Origin of the sequence: Rudanella lutea DSM 19387, from assembly GCF_000383955.1 — a bacterium.
Classification (GTDB): Bacteria; Bacteroidota; Bacteroidia; order Cytophagales; family Spirosomataceae; genus Rudanella; species Rudanella lutea.
The window spans coordinates 2,777,133-2,792,413 of sequence record NZ_KB913013.1 but is presented as its reverse complement, the minus strand read 5'-3'; the positions used below and the strand labels follow the sequence as shown (position 1 = coordinate 2,792,413).

The window sequence follows — 15,281 nt, the reverse complement described above, 5'->3', positions numbered from 1 at the left end:
CATGCATATCCTTCTGATTCATCCGTACTTTCTGCCCGAGGACTCGGCCGGGAGTGGGCGCTGGAACGAAACCGTGCGGTATTGGACAGCTGCTGGCCACCGGGTGACGGTGCTGGCCGGGTCGGTGCATTACCTGAGTGGAAAAACGTTCGCTCGTGCCGACGACACCGAACAAACGGGGCAGGGCTTGCACGTAATCCGGGTGCGTATGTCGCGCTGGTACAACCGCGGGCGCATGGGGCGTTTGTGGGCCTACGCCACCTTTTTCGGGGCGAGCCTCTGGGCGGGCTTGTGGCGGGTACCGGGTCCGGTTGATCTAATACTGGCGACCTCGCCCCCGCTGACCGTCGGGCTGACGGGCTGGTTACTCAGTCGGTTGTACCGCAAGCCGCTGGTGCTCGAACTGCGCGACCTCTGGCCCGATGCCCCGGTTCAGTTGGGCTACCTACACCACCCGTTGGCCAAAAAACTGGCCTACGCGCTCGAAGCTTTTTTGTACCGAAAGGCAACGCATATAGTCACGCTCACGACGGCGTTTGAAGAGGTTTTGATTGGTCAGAAAGGCGCCCCTCGGGCCAACCTTTCGACAGTAACCAACGGGGCCGATCTGGCCTTGACCGAAAGGGTGTTGCAAACCGTTGACCGGCGGGACTTTCGGCAAAAACAGCGACTGGAGGGCTACTTTTGGATAATCTACGCCGGGGCACACGGCCCTGCCAATGGGTTGGCCGTTGTGCTTGATGCGGCCGAAGCATTACACTTGCACCGGGTCGGGTTTTTGCTGCTCGGCGATGGCCCCGAAAAGCCCAGCCTACAGGCCGAGGCCGCCCGGCGCGGGTTGGTCAACGTCCGGTTTCTGGCGGCCTTGCCTAAGCCTGAGGTGATTCGGTGGATAGCCGCAGCCGATGCCGGGCTCGTACTGATGCGCCCGACCCCAATTTTCGACACTATGCTGTCAGCCAAGCTACCCGATTATCTGGCGTGCCGGAAGCCCGTGCTGGTGGGTATCGACGGCCTGTCGCGTCGGCTGGCCGAACAGCATGCGTTTGGGCGGTACGTGGATCCCACAAAGCCGGGGCAATGGATTGATGCGATTCGTTTGTATCTTGAATCGCCTGATTCGGTTACGAGTCACGGCAACAATGGGTATCAATATGTTTGCGCACAAGCTGACCGCCGGGTTTTGGCGCACCGTTACTTAACTATTCTGGATCGTGTACGTTCGTTGCATCAAACCCGCCTTTGACTGGCTGGTGGCTTTGGGAGCCTTGCTGCTGCTTACGCCCGTGTGGCTGGTTATTGCGCTGGCCCTTGTGGCCACAACCGGAGGCTCGCCCCTATTTCGGCAGGCGCGAATCGGTTACCAGGGCCGACTTTTTTATCTGCTTAAGTTTCGGTCGATGACCAACGCTTGCGGACCCAACGGGATGCTGCTCCCCGACGCCGAGCGCACAACCCCGCTGGGTTACTGGCTACGCCGAACGTCGCTTGATGAGCTTCCGCAACTCATCAACGTCCTGATGGGGCAGATGAGCCTCGTGGGGCCGCGCCCGTTACTGGCCCAATACGGCCCTGCCCTGGCCGGTCACCCCCGCCATCGGCTGAGACCCGGCCTCACGGGCTGGGCACAGGTACATGGACGTAATGCACTGAGCTGGAATGAGAAATTTGCGCTCGATAGCTGGTACGTGACCCATTGTTGTTGGCGGGTCGATTGCCAAATCCTTTGGCTGACTCTACCCGTTCTGCTCGACACCTCCCCACCCGCTCAACCGTTGTCATCCGGTGATAATCCCCAAACCCACATTCCCTAATGAACTCTCCCGAATTATTGCTGTACGGAGCTGGCGGTCATGGCCGAGTGTTGTTGAGCGTGCTCAAAGCCCTCGGCTACCGGGTAGCCGGTGTGTTCGACGACGACCCGGAGCGCCGGATTATGGGCGAGTTGCAGGTGTTTGGCCGCTATGAGGCTACCTACCGCCCTGAGTTGCCCCTGGTGCTGGCGGTAGGCGATAATGCGGTACGACGGGAATTGGCAATGGCCGTCCGGCATTCGTTTGCGACGGTGGTTCACCCGTCGGCCGTGGTCGATGCGGGGGCTGAGCTGGGTGCCGGTACAGTGGTGTTGCATCAGGCCGTTGTGCAAACCGGGACCACGCTCGGGCAACACGTGATTGTAAACACCCGCGCTTCGGTGGATCATGACTGTCGACTCGACGATTTTGTACAGATCGCACCGGGGGCCGTCCTGTGCGGAGGGGTACATGTAGGTGAGGGAGCCTTGGTTGCGGCCGGGGCGGTGGTGGTGCCGGGGGTATCTGTTGGCCGTTGGGCGGTAGTCGGGGCGGGGGCAGTAGTCACCCGGCCCGTGCCCGATGGCGCCGTTATGTGGGGTAATCCGGCCCGTCTGATTCGCCAAAATTAAGCTAGTGTATTGGTGGTTTGCGGTGGAGGGTGTGAAGTTAACGTTTGATAATGCACTGAATCAACGGCAATTGACTTGCCCGAATAGTTCCTATAACCCTAAACGATAAACCAAAAACTAAAAACAATTTATGGTCGATACCGCAGCGCTGTCTATACCCTTGTCGGCTCCGCATCTGACAGGCACAGAATCAAACCGTCTGCAAACAACCCCGGCCGATCTGTGGCCGGAGTGGGTGCCGGCGTTTGAGCAGGCGTTGGCGCAGAGGGTCAGCTCTCGCTTTGCCCTGGCTACCCAATCCGGAACAGCCGCGCTCGAACTGGCCCTGCGTGCCCTTGGTATTGGGCCGGGCGATACCGTGATCTGCCCCGCGCTGACGTTTGCGGCCACGGCCAATGCGATTCGGAGCGTTGGGGCGACGCCGGTATTTGTTGGCAGTGAGTCCATATCCTGGGGCCTCGACCCCGACGCCCTCGAAACGGCCCTGCAACGCGAGCAGCAGCGGCCCCGGGCCATTGTGGTAGTCGATTTGTACGGGATGCCTGCCAACTGGCCCGCGTTGCAGGCGATAGCCGACCGGTATGGTCTGCCATTGGTGGCCGACGCGGCCGAGTCGCTGGGATCGGCGCTACATGGACAGGCTTGCGGAACGTTGGGGCTACTCAATGCCGTTTCGTTCAACCTCAACAAAGTGATTACTACATATGGGGGCGGGGCATTGCTCACCAACGCACCACAACTGGCCGCCAAAGCCCGCGTAGTAGCCAATCAGGGTCGCCAAACCGAACCTCCCTTTAGCGTGATCGAGTCGGGTGGCAACTACCGCATGGGGCCGCTCAGTGCTGGTTTGGGCCTGGATCAATTGCCGTTATTGTCGGCAAGGGTGCAGGCCCGGCGGGCTATTTTTGAGCGGTATTTTGCTGCCTTAGGTCAGTGGCCGGGCTTAACATTTCAGCCCGAGCGGTTGGGGGCTTTCTCAAATCGCTGGTTAACGGCCGTGCGGATTGATCCGGTACAGACGGGCATAACCCGCGATGCACTCATCGACAGGCTCCGGTGCGAAATGGTCGAAACCCGGCCGGTATTCATGCCGTTGCATCGTCAGCCGGCGTTTGCGGGCTGTAACGTTTACGGTAGCTCTGAAACAAACAGAATAGCCAACGAGGGGCTCTGCTTACCGTCGGGCTCCGCCCTGACCGATGCCCAGATTGAACGGGTTATTGCCAGTGTACGGTGCGCTCTGGCAAAAAATAAACGCCCTGAATCGTGATCCAGGGCGTTTATCAGACGTATGCGGGATAAGCTTACAGGCCTTTACCCGTAACGCTTTTGGCTACGTTGAGCAGCTCATCGGGGCTCATGTACCCGATGGCCTTTTTTACCACTTTGCCGTTGCCGTTGATGAAAAACAGGGTTGGGTATGCTTCGAGCGGATAGCGCTGTGCAAGCATCGGCCCTTCGCCCCGCTCCATGTCTATTTTTACGTTGATAAACTTCTTGTTGAAGTAATCGCCCACTTCTTTCTGGGTAAACACGTTTTTCTGCAACATTTTGCAGGGGCCACACCAGCTGGCGTAGGCATCCAGGAAAATAAGCCGGTTTTCGGCTTTCGCTTTTTTCAGGACTTCGGCCCACGACGCCGAGTTGAACCGGATTCCTTCATCGGCTTTGGGGTTTTTATTACCAGCCCAGGTAGTACTTGCCACCAGCAACAGCAATGCAAACGGTAGCCAAATCGCTTTTTTCATGTATATCGAGTGGTTTGATGGTATAACGAAACAGGGTATCGCTTTCGTTTCCTTACGATTAAGATAACGAAATTAACGCCTGTTGTATACTCCACAAACACCGGGCCAACTCACTCTTACTGTTCATCGGGCCAACGGCTTTTACCCAAAAAGATTCCGGAATCGAATTAAGCCAACGTTGAGTGACCCCGTAAAACGGCCGGAAGTCGAAAGAAAAGCCGGAACCACTTTCCGGAACCTGTTTGCCCACCGTAGGTATGAGAAAAATAGTTCTGATTACCGGCTCAACGGCCGGAATCGGTAAAGAAACGGCTGTGGGTATTGCCCGTCAACCGGGCTATCTGGTTGTTTTGCACGGTCGGAATGCGGCCCGAGCCCAGGCGGCTGTGCAGGATGTGAAGCGGCAAAGTGGCAACGAAGCGGTTGAGTTTATGCTGGCCGATTTTTCGTCGCCCACCGAAGTGCGGCAGTTAGCTACCGAATTCGCCCGACGGTACAGCCGTCTGGATGTGTTAATTAACAACCTCAGCGGAGTAGCCGCTACAGACCAGCCCGTCTCGACGGATGGGTTTGAGATGCATTTTGCCCGGAATTATCTGGCCTCTTATCGGCTCACGTATCGGCTGTTACCGTTGCTGAAGCAAACACCGGGCGCAAGAGTCATCAACACGACATCGGTTGCCTACGGGTTGGCCCGCCCCGACCTGAACGACCTCCAGTCCGAACGGGTGCCGTATCGGCTGTACGCTTATCTCAACAGCGCCCTGTTTAGCCTGTATTTTACGCTTGATCTGGCCCGGGAGTTACAGCCAACGGGCATTACGGTCAATGCGGTAGGGCGGGGTTGTGAATGGGTTCAATGGATGGCGAGACCATTGCGCGGGCTACTGCGTTGGTTTCGGGTTGGCGCCCAGGGAAGCGCGCCAACGAGTGTTTATTTGGCTACTTCGCCCGATGTAGCGGCCGTGACCGGAACCTATTTTGTGGGGCAGAAACCCCGGAAACTGCTGGCTATTGGCGAGAACCGCGCCAACCGCGCTCGGCTCAAAGCCCAAACCGAACGAATCCTTAACGCACTGGATTAGGCTGGGGGCTTGGGTGAAAATAGGGCAATGGTGTATATTGACCCCGTATTTTTCCATCGCCCATGATCAGTACCTCTACTAACCCACCTGCTTCGGGTCGTTTGCTTTCATTAGATGCCTTTCGGGGCCTCACCGTAGCCGCCATGATTATGGTGAACAATGCCGGTGACTGGACCCATATTTATGCGCCACTCGGTCATGCCGAATGGAATGGCTGGACACCTACCGATCTTATCTTTCCGTTCTTCCTGTTCATCGTGGGGGTATCCATCACGTTTGCGCTCGGTGGCATAAAACAGAAAGGCGATACGGGCGATGCCACCCGAAAAATTGTTCGGCGCGGTCTGACGTTGTTTGCCCTCGGCCTGTTTCTGAACTTCTTCCCCAAATTCGACCCGACCAACGTACGGATTCTGGGCGTGTTGCAGCGCATCGGTATTGTGTACATCGTGTGTTCGTTTGTGTTTTTGCGGACCGATGTCCGTGGGCAGCGCCTGCTTGCGGGGGCCTTGCTGCTGGGGTATTATCTGCTGATGACGCTGGTGCCCGTGCCGGGTGTAGGCTACCCGAATCTGGAGCCAACCACCAACCTGTCGGCCTGGCTCGATAATCTGGTGCTGACCCCGGCGCACGTCTACAAATCGACCAAGGTCTGGGACCCGGAGGGGATTCTGAGCACCCTGCCCGCCATTGCCACCGGCCTGCTGGGCGTGCTGACCGGCACCTGGTTGCGGGGGAACCGGCCAGTGGCCGAAAAAATTGCGTGGCTGTTTTCGGCGGGTGTGCTGCTTACCATCGCCGGTTTGTTTGCCGACGCCTTTTTCCCGATCAACAAAAAAATCTGGACCAGCTCGTTTGTGTTGCTCACGGGTGGTTTGGCTATGCTCGGGCTGGCTACCTGCTACTGGCTGATCGATGTGGTGGGGCCGGAGCGGCCTTTGTACCGGCGTCTGTCGTTGCCGTTTGTAGCCTACGGGGTCAATGCGATTACGGTCTTTTTTCTGTCGGGGCTTATTCCGCGCATCATGAATCTGGTAAAAGTCCCTGGCCCTGATGGGGGCGAGGTGGGCCTTATTGAGTATCTCTACCGCTCGTTTATCGCGCCGTTTTTCAGCAACCCGTACAACGCATCGCTGGCGGGGGCGCTCACGTTTGTCGTGATCTGGGGCGTCATTCTCTGGATTATGTACCGCCGGAACATTATCGTGAAAGTGTAACGGGCCGACAGTCAGAGTATTGGGTAATGGTAAGTTGTCGGTAGAAAATAAAGCGGTTACGTAACGTCTTTGGGCAAAATTGATTTTCTTGTCGAACGATTTACGCACCAACCACCGTGACCGAAGCGTTTCTTTATTTTCTCTGGCAATTTCAGTATTTCGACCATACTGCCCTGACCACCACCGAGGGAGAATCGGTTCAGGTACTGCACCCCGGTTTCAGAAACCCCAATGCCGGACCCGATTTTCTGAATGCCCGGCTCCTGATCAACGATGTGGAGTGGGCGGGCAATGTAGAGGCCCATACTCGTGCGTCGGATTGGGTGGCGCACCGGCACGGCTACGACCGGGCGTACGACAACGTGATTCTGCACCTCGTCTGGACCGACGACCGCCCGGCCCATGACCCACTTCGACCCATGACCTCGCGGCCTACCCGTAGCGACGGGTCGCTACTGCCGACGCTCGAACTGCAAGCCCGCACCGCCCCCGACCTGCTGAACCGCTACACCGCCCTGACGGCCTCGCCCGATCAGATTCCCTGCGCCGGGCAGTTCCGGGCGGTGCAGCCCCTGCGCATCACCTCCATGCTCGACAAGGCACTGCTGCAACGGCTCGAACGCAAAGCGGCCGATGTTCGGGCTATCTACGAAGCCACGCAGGATTGGGAAGAAACCGTGTACCGGTTACTGGCGATCAATTTCGGATTCAAAATCAATGCCGACCCGATGGCGCAGCTGAGCCGGGCGGTTCCGCTCAAAACGCTGCTCAAACACCGCAACTCCCTTCGGCAGGTAGAGGCTATGCTGTTTGGCGGTAGTGGCCTGCTCGACGAGGTGGCCGAATCGGATGGGTACGTCGACGAGCTCCGGCGTGAGTACCGGTTTCTGGGCGCTAAGTTTGGGTTAACCGACAATCAGTTGCCTCCGCACGTCTGGAAATGGGGGCGCTTGCGACCCGCCAATTTTCCCACGCTCCGGCTGGCGCAGTTTGCCCGTTTGGTGAGCAATCACGGGAGTTTGTTTTCGCTCTTTGTGGGTATCGACGATGCGCCCGCTATCCTGAAAAAACTACAGGTGACCCCCTCCGAATACTGGGCGGGTCATTACCGGTTTGGAGTAGCTACCAACAAAGCGGCCCCGGTGGTGGGCATGGCTTCTGCCACGAATATCCTGATCAACACGGTGGCCCCGTTGCTGGCGGCCTACGCCCATCACCGCGACCGGTCGGAGTACATGGAGCGGGCTGTTGTGCTTCTCGAACAGTTGCCCGCCGAAAAAAACACCATCACCGACCATTGGGAAACGCTGGGGCTGGGTGTTCGAACGGCCTTCGACTCGCAGGCTTCTATCGAGTTGTTCAACGCCTTTTGTACGCCCAAGAAATGCCTTAGCTGCCAGATTGGGGCCAGTTTGGTGGGTGCCCGGTAAGGGAGGTATATTCGGCTTCTGGTTGGCTTGTTTACCATCTAAAAATCGTGCCCACGTACACAATGAACGATTTCTGGCTCTACGCTATGGCCGCTATGTATGGCTTTGCGGGCATTATGCACTTTGTAAAACCGGGGGCGTTCAGGGCCATTGTGCCCTCTTACCTGCCTGCGCCCGGTGCTTTGGTGTTCTGGAGCGGGGTGGCCGAGGTCGTGCTTGCTTTGGGGTTACTTTTTACGGCAACCCGGTCGGTGGCGGCTATTGGGATCATTCTATTGTTGATTGCCGTGTTTCCGGCCAACGTCTACATGGCCACCTCCGACAAGTTTGGCAAGCTACCCCGTTGGCTGGTGTGGGGGCGTTTGTCGTTGCAGGGGTTTCTGATCTACTGGGCCTGGCTGTACGTGTAGGAAACGTCCGCCCCACTACGTCCAGTACAGAATGGGCGCCTGCGGAAATCGCCGGATCCATTCGTCGTAGAAAAACGTTTTCAGCGCCTTCATCTCGTCGGGCAGGTACACGTACTTGACACCCCCAAACTTGTTGCGTTTGGCCGCCCGTTCGCCCTCATCCATGTCGAGCGTAGTGTTGGGATACCAGCTTTGAAGCACGGCTTTGGAGCCGGGCGTAAAGCGGTGGCTGATAAACTCCACGTTGACGTCGGCGGGGGGCATACCGGGCCCAAAATCCAGCGCGTTGGCAATACTATCGAGCAGGTGGGTGTAGTGCTCGCGCCAGTCGGGAATCGGCATGATCGGGGCAATGATAACGCCGACCGGATAGCCGCCCCCGCCCAGTTGTTTGGGTAGGGCCAACTGGCGAAGCGCCTGCAACCGGGCTTCGACCGAGGCTGTTCCTCCTTCGAGCCGCCGGGCAATGGGTTCGGCATTCATGCTGACCCGGGCGCGTGTGTGGCCCCGGTGTTCGAGCGGAAGCAGGCTATCGACCTGATTGTATTTGGTCACAAACCGCAGTTGCGCATCGTCGCGTTCGCTGAAATACCGCACACATTCGGCGAGGCTCCCCGTCAGGTGCTCAATCCCGATCACATCGGTATAACAGCTCACCTCAAACGAGGTTGATTCGCCCCGTCGCTCCCCAATACCGACGGCCGAATGGCGTTCATAGGAAGCTGTATTAACCAGCAAAGCCGGTAAGTTAGCATAGGCCCGCACCACCGGCGGCCCTGCCAAACTACCCGCCAGATAACAGTACTGACAGTGAGCCGGGCAGCCTTCGGCAAGGTTCATCTGCCAATCGGCCGAGGGCGGAATAGGCTGTAGCCGGAATGCACTCGGAGGGGCATTGACGATGGCGAGTGTGTTTTTAGCAATCCGGTATGTCTCTCGGTCATTGGTACCACGCAAACCCGTCAGGCGGTTATTCTTCAGCACCTCAATGGGCAGGTCGAGACCGCTCAGGCGTTCGTACATCTGCTGGCCAAACGACTCATTGAGGGCGTCGGGTGTGAAAACAACCCGTTTGGGCATCCATAAACGAGCGGGACGACTATCGACAGCCGTATCGGAAACCGGAGGGTGATTCATCTGAAAACGTTGAGTAGTAAGTTGCCTTTGGGGGCTATTTACACAACGTGATGAGGCCTGGTTGAGTTCGCAATGTCGTGAATGAATACTATGTGTAAGTTATTGACAAACAAGAGTTTATTTTTATTTTTCTCTTCCCTGTATGTGGTGTATCGTCGTCTATTGTCTACGCGGGCCGAACCAACTTTCTGTCCTAAAAGTTACGGATGAGTACATCTGCTAAAGGCGATTGAGACCAGAGGGGGGCTTTCTCCTTGCTGCCTTCCTCCCTTCTCCTTACGATTATGACCCGACTATCTGTCAACATTAATAAAGTAGCTACCCTGCGGAACGCACGCGGAGGTAATAACCCTGATCTGGTGAAAGTTGCACTCGATTGTGAGCGTTTTGGGGCTCAGGGTATTACGGTACACCCCCGGCCCGACGAGCGGCATATTCGGTACAGAGATGTGCTGGATTTGCACGAAGTGGTCACGACCGAATTTAACATCGAAGGCAACCCCGACGATCGGTTCATTGAACTGGTGAAGCGGGTGAAACCGGTGCAGGTGACGCTCGTACCCGACGCACCCGACGCTATCACATCCAATGCCGGTTGGGATACCATTCGCCATGCCGACCACCTGCGCGGGCTTATCGAAACGTTCAGGGCCGAAGGGATTCGAGTGTCGATCTTCGTGGACGCTGACGAGCGCATGGTCGAAGGAGCCAAAGCCGTGGGTACTGACCGGATTGAGTTATACACTGAACCTTACGCGGCCCAGTACCCTACCGACCGGGAGGCTGCTGTTGCGCCCTTTGTGCGGGCGGCTCTGAAAGCGCAGGAGCTTGGCCTGGGCCTCAACGCTGGCCATGACCTGAGTCTCGACAACCTGCGGTTTTTTGCTCAGCAGGTACCTGGCTTGCTGGAGGTTTCTATCGGGCATGCCCTCATCTGTGATGCGCTCTATCTGGGCCTGGAAAATACCATTCAGCTGTACCGGCGTTGCCTGACGGAGGGCGTCTGAACCATTTTATTTCAACCAACTACCCGTAATTGCCCTATGCCGCTTTCCGTCGATGAGTTTCTGAAAAAGGCCCAAACGTTGCCAATCATTGATGTACGGTCGCCGGGGGAGTATGCCCACGCGCACCTGCCCGGTGCGGTAAATATTCCGTTGTTCGATAACGAAGAGCGGGCGTTGGTGGGGACCAAGTACAAGCAGGCCGGTAAAGATGCCGCCGTGCTGTTGGGGCTCGATTACGTCGGTCCCAAAATGTCGGGTTTCGTTCGGAAGGCCCGCAAACTGAACCCGACGGGCAAGGAGGTGCTGGTGCACTGCTGGCGAGGGGGCATGCGGAGCGGGTCGTTTTCGTGGTTGCTCAACACGGCGGGTATTCGGGCGCACACGCTCGAAGGCGGCTACAAGGCATACCGAAATACAGTGCTGGCGGCCTTTGCCGAACCGCGTCAACTACTCATTTTGGGGGGTAAAACGGGCTCGGGCAAAACCGATATTCTAAAGCAACTGGCCGCGCAGGGTGAGCAGATTATTGATCTGGAAGCTCTGGCCAATCACAAAGGCTCGTCGTACGGATCTATCGGGCAGGAGCCGCAAACGTCAACCGAGCAATTCGAAAATCGGGTGTTTGAACACTGGCGTGCGCTCGACCCTACCCGTCGAATCTGGCTCGAAGACGAAAGCCGCAACATCGGTACCTGCTTTATTCCGATGGCCCTTTGGTTGCAGATGCGAGCCGCCCCGGTAGCCTTTGTCGACGTGCCCAAACCCGTCCGGATTGAACGGCTTGTGCGCGAGTACACGGGCATTGATCATAGTTTACTCGTAGAAGCGACCGACCGGATTCGGAAGCGGCTCGGGGGCAAAGCCACGCAGGACGCCTTAGAGGCTCTGGCCCAAAATGATTATGCTACCGTAGCCGATCTGACACTGCATTACTACGACAAGGCGTATCTGCACGGGCTCGGCGGGCGCGACCCCCAAACGGTGTCAGCTATTCCGGTACCGCACGACCACCCCGCCGAAACGGCCCGGCAACTGATTGCCTGGGCGGACACACTTGCCGTTACTTCTTCTTCACAGTGATCCGCCGAATAATCTCGCGTTTAGTAAACGCCAGCCGCCACACAGCCAGGGGCTGTTTCTGATCACCGAAACAGGCTTTGCAAATGGGGCTTTCGGTTGGTACAGCCGTGTTGAACACGTACAGGGTGTCAGCAATGCGCTGAATGTTGGCCTGTTGGGGTAGTTTGTTTTCGGCGTTATACAGATAGGCATCGAGTACTTCGCGCTCTTTGGGGGCCAGTTTGGAGTTTTGGATGTCGGGGGGGCCGAGTAAGTCAATCTCGAGGGCATACCGTTTGGCCAATGCGGCAGTCTTGGGCAGTTGCCGAAGCTCGCAGACCGAATCGGGGGAGATGCCAGCCTTTAGTTTAGTTTCCAGCTCATTTTGGGCCAGTTCAGCAATCTGTTTCCCCCAGGCATCAACGCGTTCGTTGAGGTCGGCATTGGTCACGCGCTTGATCTTTTTGTCGGCCATTTCCTGCTTCAGAGCGTCGGTTTGTTTCAACCGTTCGGGGTTGCAGGAAAGGAACAAAAAAGTGAACGAGTGAAAGACCAAAAGAGTGAGGGCCGTCGCTCCGGCCGGTCCGCCGGTGCGGCACCGGTTCGGCAACGTTTGAACACGTAGCGAAGTCATGATATTCATAGTACAGGTACAAGCCGATAATCGGTTCTATAACCGAGAAAGAGGCTATTGAGTTGCTACCGATCCACCGGAAGTGCGCAACATCATCCCAGAATCTTCCGGTACACCGCGTCTAATTTCAGGTTGAAGCCGTCAATTGCCACTACATCAGACAAAGCATTATACCGGGTGGTAAGCCACTGATTCGGTTGATCGGTGCGGGACGAAATATGAACTTCTACCGTGTGTTGGTCAACCAGCAGAACGTGCTGTAACGACGGAATTTCGGCGTAAGCAAGCAGTTTGCCCCCCAAATCAAAATTCCGCGTGCTCTTCGATAATACTTCTACAACGATGTACGGATTTGTGATTCGCGCAGTCGAGTTACGCCCTGTTTTGGTTGGTCCGTACTCCGATGGCCCCCGGACCACCGATAAGTCGGCATTGAAATCGCCAACCTGACCGGGCGTTACCAGTTTAACATTACTCCCCAGGACCCGGTAGTCCCCATCGAGCTCGTCGAAATAAAGGGCAAACAGTTTACCCAAACGAATAACTAATTGTTCGTGAATGTCGGTGGCTTGACCCATGATAATAATTTCTTCACCCAGAAATTGAATGGTGTACGGCGTTGTCTCCAGCAGGTCGAGGTACTCATCCCAGGAGGCCGGAATCCGAAGAACTTCCCCTTCCTGTATCCCGTCGAGGGTTTCGGGCAGTTTGGGCGCCAGGGCAACTGTTTCCATAGCTGTGGTCAGTCAGGTTTTACCTTAAAGTTACGCAATGCCCTTGGTGCCGCCAAAATGTCTTATTTTTGCACCAGACCGCCGGACGATCCCGGGCGGCCCCGCGCCGGTGCCGCGTCTAATTCCCCAGAATCATGCTTGAACAGTTAGAAGCCATTCGTGAGCGTTTCGATGAGGTTGCCCAACAAATTGTGCAGCCCGAGGTCGTGTCGGACCAGAAACGGTTCATGAAACTGAGCAAAGAATACAAAGACCTCGAAAAAATCGTCAATCAGTACACGGCCTACAAGCAGTTGCTGGCCGAAATTGATAACGCCAAGGAAATCATCGCGACCGAAAAAGATGAAGATTTCCGCGAACTGGCCAAAGCCGAGCTCGACGAATTACTGCCGCAGCGCGAGCCCATGGAGGAGACGCTGAAGGAAATGCTCATTCCTAAAGACCCGAACGACAGTAAGAACATCATCCTCGAAGTTCGGGGGGGGACCGGGGGCGACGAGGCCGCCATTTTTGCCGGGGATATTTTCCGGATGTACCAGCGTTTCTGCGAAAAACAGGGCTGGCGCCTATCCATCGTCGACTTTACCGAAGGCTCGTCGGGCGGCTATAAAGAAATTGTGGCCGAAGTGGAGGGCGAAGATGTGTACGGTAAAATGAAGTTCGAGTCGGGTGTGCATCGCGTGCAGCGTGTACCCGCCACCGAAACCCAGGGCCGGATTCATACCTCGGCGGCCAGCGTGGCCGTACTGCCCGAAGCCGAAGAGGTGGATGTGGAGCTGAATATGAACGACATTCGGAAAGATACGTTCTGTTCGTCGGGGGCCGGTGGGCAGTCGGTAAACACGACGTATTCGGCCGTGCGACTCACGCACATTCCTACGGGTATTGTGGTGCAGTGTCAGGACGAACGTTCGCAGCTCAAAAACTTCGATAAAGCCCTCACCGTACTTCGCTCGCGCCTGTACGAGATTGAGTTACAGAAACACAACGACGCCATTGCCTCGCAGCGCAAAACGATGGTGGGTAGTGGCGACCGGTCCGACAAAATTCGGACGTACAACTACCCCCAAAGCCGCGTAACCGATCACCGCATCGGCCTGACGGTGTACAACCTGCCGTCGGTGATGGATGGCGACATTGGCGAATTTATCGAGCAACTCCGCATTGCCGAAAATGCCGAGCGATTGAAGGAAGGAGCGGTGTAATGGATAATGTGTAATGATGAATGCGTAATGCATAATAGGCTGACGCGTCAATCATTATACATTACGCATTCATCATTACACATTAAACTGCCCTCTCCCGTTTGTGCCCTAAATAGAGCGTCTGTACCGGTGGTTTGCCGTACAGACGCTTTTTGTTTGTAGTCAGCTGTTTAAGTCCGAATATCGACCCCCAAATAACAATAGTACGAGCTATGCAAACGATTCTGGGGGCCGGTGGCGCCATCGGCGTGGAGTTGGCGAAGGCCCTTCCGCATTACACAACGGATATTCGGTTGGTGAGCCGAAATCCCAAAGCCGTTAACCCAACCGATCAGTTACTCCCCGCCGACCTTACCGATGCGTCTCAGGTAGACCGGGCGGTGGCTGGTAGCGAGGTGTGCTACGTGACAGTGGGCTTTGAGTACAACACCAAACGCTGGCAGGAGCGTTGGCCCGCGCTGATTCGGAACGTGGTGGACGCCTGCGCCAAACACCGGGCCAAACTGGTGTTTTTCGATAACGTCTACGCAATCGGGGGCGACAACGTTCGGCACATCACCGAAGCCTCGCCCATGAGCCCTACGAGCAAAAAAGGGGAGGTGCGGGCTGCCGTCGACCGGGCCATTCTGGACGCGGTGGAACAGGGACGCATCGACGCGATCATCGCACGGTCGCCGGATTTCTTCGGGCCGGTTAAGCAAACCAGCATCACCATGACGCTCATTTACGATAATCTGGTGAAGGGGAAATCAGCGCAGTGGCTTTGCAACGCGAAGGTGCCACACTCCACGGGTTACACGCCCGATCTGGCCAAGGGAACGGCCCTGCTGGGCAACACGCCCGATGCCTTCAATCAGATCTGGAACCTGCCCGTAACCCCCGAAGCACCCACCGGCGAGGAGTGGGCAAAGCTGTTTGCAGAGGTCATGAACGCCAAAGCGGGTGTGCAGACACTCCCCAGTTGGGGCCTCTGGACGTTGGGCCTTTTCGTGCCGATCATGAAAGAAATCTACGAAATGCGCTACCAGTACGACCGACCGTATTTCTTCGACTCGGCCAAGTTTAACAGCCGCTTCAACTACACCCCCACCACGAACATAGAGGCCATTCGGCAGACGGTTGGAATGGTGAAAGGGTTAAAGAGCGAAAGAGTGGATGTGACGAGGAAAATGGCAGTTATTTAGCCGCTC

Annotated in this window: 16 protein-coding genes; 12 read left to right on the top strand and 4 right to left on the bottom strand. The window is 56.6% G+C overall.

What is annotated here, in order from left to right; translation table 11 throughout:
• The first annotated feature begins 1 nt into the window (after position 1).
• The 4 genes from RUDLU_RS0111615 to RUDLU_RS0111600 all read left to right on the top strand — a co-directional run bounded on the left by RUDLU_RS0111615 (position 2) and on the right by RUDLU_RS0111600 (position 3,695).
• On the top strand, positions 2-1,246 hold the full coding sequence (locus tag RUDLU_RS0111615; RefSeq protein ID WP_019988556.1) for a glycosyltransferase family 4 protein: 1,245 nt from the start codon (positions 2-4) through the stop codon (positions 1,244-1,246).
• Entirely contained in the window at positions 1,215-1,814 is a 600-nt protein-coding gene (locus RUDLU_RS0111610; protein ID WP_169578041.1) for a sugar transferase, read from the top strand. The genes RUDLU_RS0111615 and RUDLU_RS0111610 overlap by 32 nt, the downstream gene beginning before the upstream one ends.
• On the top strand, positions 1,814-2,425 hold the full coding sequence (locus tag RUDLU_RS0111605; protein WP_019988554.1) for an acetyltransferase: 612 nt from the start codon (positions 1,814-1,816) through the stop codon (positions 2,423-2,425). The genes RUDLU_RS0111610 and RUDLU_RS0111605 overlap by 1 nt, the downstream gene beginning before the upstream one ends.
• 130 nt (positions 2,426-2,555) lie before the next feature.
• Positions 2,556-3,695, top strand: coding sequence for a DegT/DnrJ/EryC1/StrS family aminotransferase (locus RUDLU_RS0111600; protein WP_019988553.1), 1,140 nt, complete (start codon positions 2,556-2,558; stop codon positions 3,693-3,695).
• A 34-nt stretch (positions 3,696-3,729) separates the two neighbouring features.
• Here the strand turns inward: RUDLU_RS0111600 and RUDLU_RS0111595 are convergent, their stop codons facing one another.
• The gene (locus tag RUDLU_RS0111595; RefSeq protein ID WP_019988552.1) at positions 3,730-4,173 is read right to left on the bottom strand and encodes a thioredoxin family protein; all 444 of its coding nucleotides are present in this window, start codon (positions 4,171-4,173) and stop codon (positions 3,730-3,732) included.
• A gap of 257 nt (positions 4,174-4,430) precedes the next feature.
• Between RUDLU_RS0111595 and RUDLU_RS0111590 the strand changes: the two genes are divergently transcribed.
• The 4 genes from RUDLU_RS0111590 to RUDLU_RS0111575 all read left to right on the top strand — a co-directional run bounded on the left by RUDLU_RS0111590 (position 4,431) and on the right by RUDLU_RS0111575 (position 8,315).
• Positions 4,431-5,258: an SDR family NAD(P)-dependent oxidoreductase gene (locus RUDLU_RS0111590; RefSeq protein ID WP_019988551.1), complete on the top strand. Its 828-nt coding sequence runs from the start codon at positions 4,431-4,433 to the stop codon at positions 5,256-5,258.
• A 62-nt stretch (positions 5,259-5,320) separates the two neighbouring features.
• The gene (locus RUDLU_RS0111585) at positions 5,321-6,475 is read left to right on the top strand and encodes an acyltransferase family protein (protein ID WP_044129420.1); all 1,155 of its coding nucleotides are present in this window, start codon (positions 5,321-5,323) and stop codon (positions 6,473-6,475) included.
• 116 nt (positions 6,476-6,591) lie between these two features.
• The gene (locus RUDLU_RS0111580) at positions 6,592-7,905 is read left to right on the top strand and encodes a DUF2851 family protein (protein ID WP_019988549.1); all 1,314 of its coding nucleotides are present in this window, start codon (positions 6,592-6,594) and stop codon (positions 7,903-7,905) included.
• A 62-nt stretch (positions 7,906-7,967) separates the two neighbouring features.
• Positions 7,968-8,315 (top strand): DoxX family protein, encoded by a 348-nt coding sequence (locus tag RUDLU_RS0111575; RefSeq protein WP_019988548.1) that lies wholly within the window; start codon positions 7,968-7,970, stop codon positions 8,313-8,315.
• Between the two features lie 15 nt (positions 8,316-8,330).
• Here RUDLU_RS0111575 and RUDLU_RS0111570 read toward each other — a convergent pair whose 3' ends face one another.
• Positions 8,331-9,395 carry a spore photoproduct lyase family protein gene (locus tag RUDLU_RS0111570; RefSeq protein ID WP_019988547.1) on the bottom strand — a complete coding sequence of 355 codons (1,065 nt, stop codon included), beginning with the start codon at positions 9,393-9,395 and terminating at the stop codon, positions 8,331-8,333.
• Positions 9,396-9,736: 341 nt separating this feature from the next.
• Between RUDLU_RS0111570 and RUDLU_RS0111565 the strand changes: the two genes are divergently transcribed.
• Both RUDLU_RS0111565 and mnmH read left to right on the top strand, forming a co-directional pair.
• Complete coding sequence (locus tag RUDLU_RS0111565; RefSeq protein ID WP_027302983.1) at positions 9,737-10,459, top strand: pyridoxine 5'-phosphate synthase; 723 nt, start codon at positions 9,737-9,739, stop codon at positions 10,457-10,459.
• A 36-nt stretch (positions 10,460-10,495) separates the two neighbouring features.
• Positions 10,496-11,539, top strand: a complete 1,044-nt coding sequence (mnmH, locus tag RUDLU_RS0111560) for a tRNA 2-selenouridine(34) synthase MnmH (protein WP_019988545.1) — start codon at positions 10,496-10,498, stop codon at positions 11,537-11,539.
• Here the strand turns inward: mnmH and RUDLU_RS0111555 are convergent.
• Together RUDLU_RS0111555 and RUDLU_RS0111550 are read right to left on the bottom strand one after the other, a co-directional pair.
• Entirely contained in the window at positions 11,520-12,152 is a 633-nt protein-coding gene (locus tag RUDLU_RS0111555; protein ID WP_245581665.1) for a hypothetical protein, read from the bottom strand. The two genes, mnmH and RUDLU_RS0111555, sit on opposite strands and share 20 nt — an antisense overlap.
• A gap of 92 nt (positions 12,153-12,244) precedes the next feature.
• The gene (locus tag RUDLU_RS0111550; protein WP_019988543.1) at positions 12,245-12,886 is read right to left on the bottom strand and encodes a Uma2 family endonuclease; all 642 of its coding nucleotides are present in this window, start codon (positions 12,884-12,886) and stop codon (positions 12,245-12,247) included.
• Between the two features lie 134 nt (positions 12,887-13,020).
• On the opposite strand from RUDLU_RS0111550, the gene prfA reads away from it, so the two are divergent.
• Positions 13,021-14,091 (top strand): peptide chain release factor 1, encoded by a 1,071-nt coding sequence (prfA, locus tag RUDLU_RS0111545; protein ID WP_019988542.1) that lies wholly within the window; start codon positions 13,021-13,023, stop codon positions 14,089-14,091.
• Positions 14,092-14,303: 212 nt separating this feature from the next.
• Positions 14,304-15,275 (top strand): NAD-dependent epimerase/dehydratase family protein, encoded by a 972-nt coding sequence (locus RUDLU_RS0111540; protein WP_019988541.1) that lies wholly within the window; start codon positions 14,304-14,306, stop codon positions 15,273-15,275.
• Positions 15,276-15,281 lie beyond the last annotated feature (6 nt).

Bases quoted from the DNA above. Each gene is read 5' to 3' on its own strand.
- RUDLU_RS0111615 (WP_019988556.1), top strand. From the start codon at position 2: ATGCATATCCTTCTGATTCATCCGTACTTTCTGCCCGAGGACTCGGCC.
- RUDLU_RS0111605 (WP_019988554.1), top strand. From the start codon at position 1,814: ATGAACTCTCCCGAATTATTGCTGTACGGAGCTGGCGGTCATGGCCGA.
- RUDLU_RS0111600 (WP_019988553.1), top strand. From the start codon at position 2,556: ATGGTCGATACCGCAGCGCTGTCTATACCCTTGTCGGCTCCGCATCTG.
- RUDLU_RS0111595 (WP_019988552.1), bottom strand. From the start codon at position 4,173: ATGAAAAAAGCGATTTGGCTACCGTTTGCATTGCTGTTGCTGGTGGCA.
- RUDLU_RS0111590 (WP_019988551.1), top strand. From the start codon at position 4,431: ATGAGAAAAATAGTTCTGATTACCGGCTCAACGGCCGGAATCGGTAAA.
- RUDLU_RS0111585 (WP_044129420.1), top strand. From the start codon at position 5,321: ATGATCAGTACCTCTACTAACCCACCTGCTTCGGGTCGTTTGCTTTCA.
- RUDLU_RS0111575 (WP_019988548.1), top strand. From the start codon at position 7,968: ATGAACGATTTCTGGCTCTACGCTATGGCCGCTATGTATGGCTTTGCG.
- RUDLU_RS0111570 (WP_019988547.1), bottom strand. From the start codon at position 9,395: ATGCCCAAACGGGTTGTTTTCACACCCGACGCCCTCAATGAGTCGTTT.
- RUDLU_RS0111565 (WP_027302983.1), top strand. From the start codon at position 9,737: ATGACCCGACTATCTGTCAACATTAATAAAGTAGCTACCCTGCGGAAC.
- mnmH (WP_019988545.1), top strand. From the start codon at position 10,496: ATGCCGCTTTCCGTCGATGAGTTTCTGAAAAAGGCCCAAACGTTGCCA.
- RUDLU_RS0111555 (WP_245581665.1), bottom strand. From the start codon at position 12,152: ATGACTTCGCTACGTGTTCAAACGTTGCCGAACCGGTGCCGCACCGGC.
- RUDLU_RS0111550 (WP_019988543.1), bottom strand. From the start codon at position 12,886: ATGGAAACAGTTGCCCTGGCGCCCAAACTGCCCGAAACCCTCGACGGG.
- prfA (WP_019988542.1), top strand. From the start codon at position 13,021: ATGCTTGAACAGTTAGAAGCCATTCGTGAGCGTTTCGATGAGGTTGCC.
- RUDLU_RS0111540 (WP_019988541.1), top strand. From the start codon at position 14,304: ATGCAAACGATTCTGGGGGCCGGTGGCGCCATCGGCGTGGAGTTGGCG.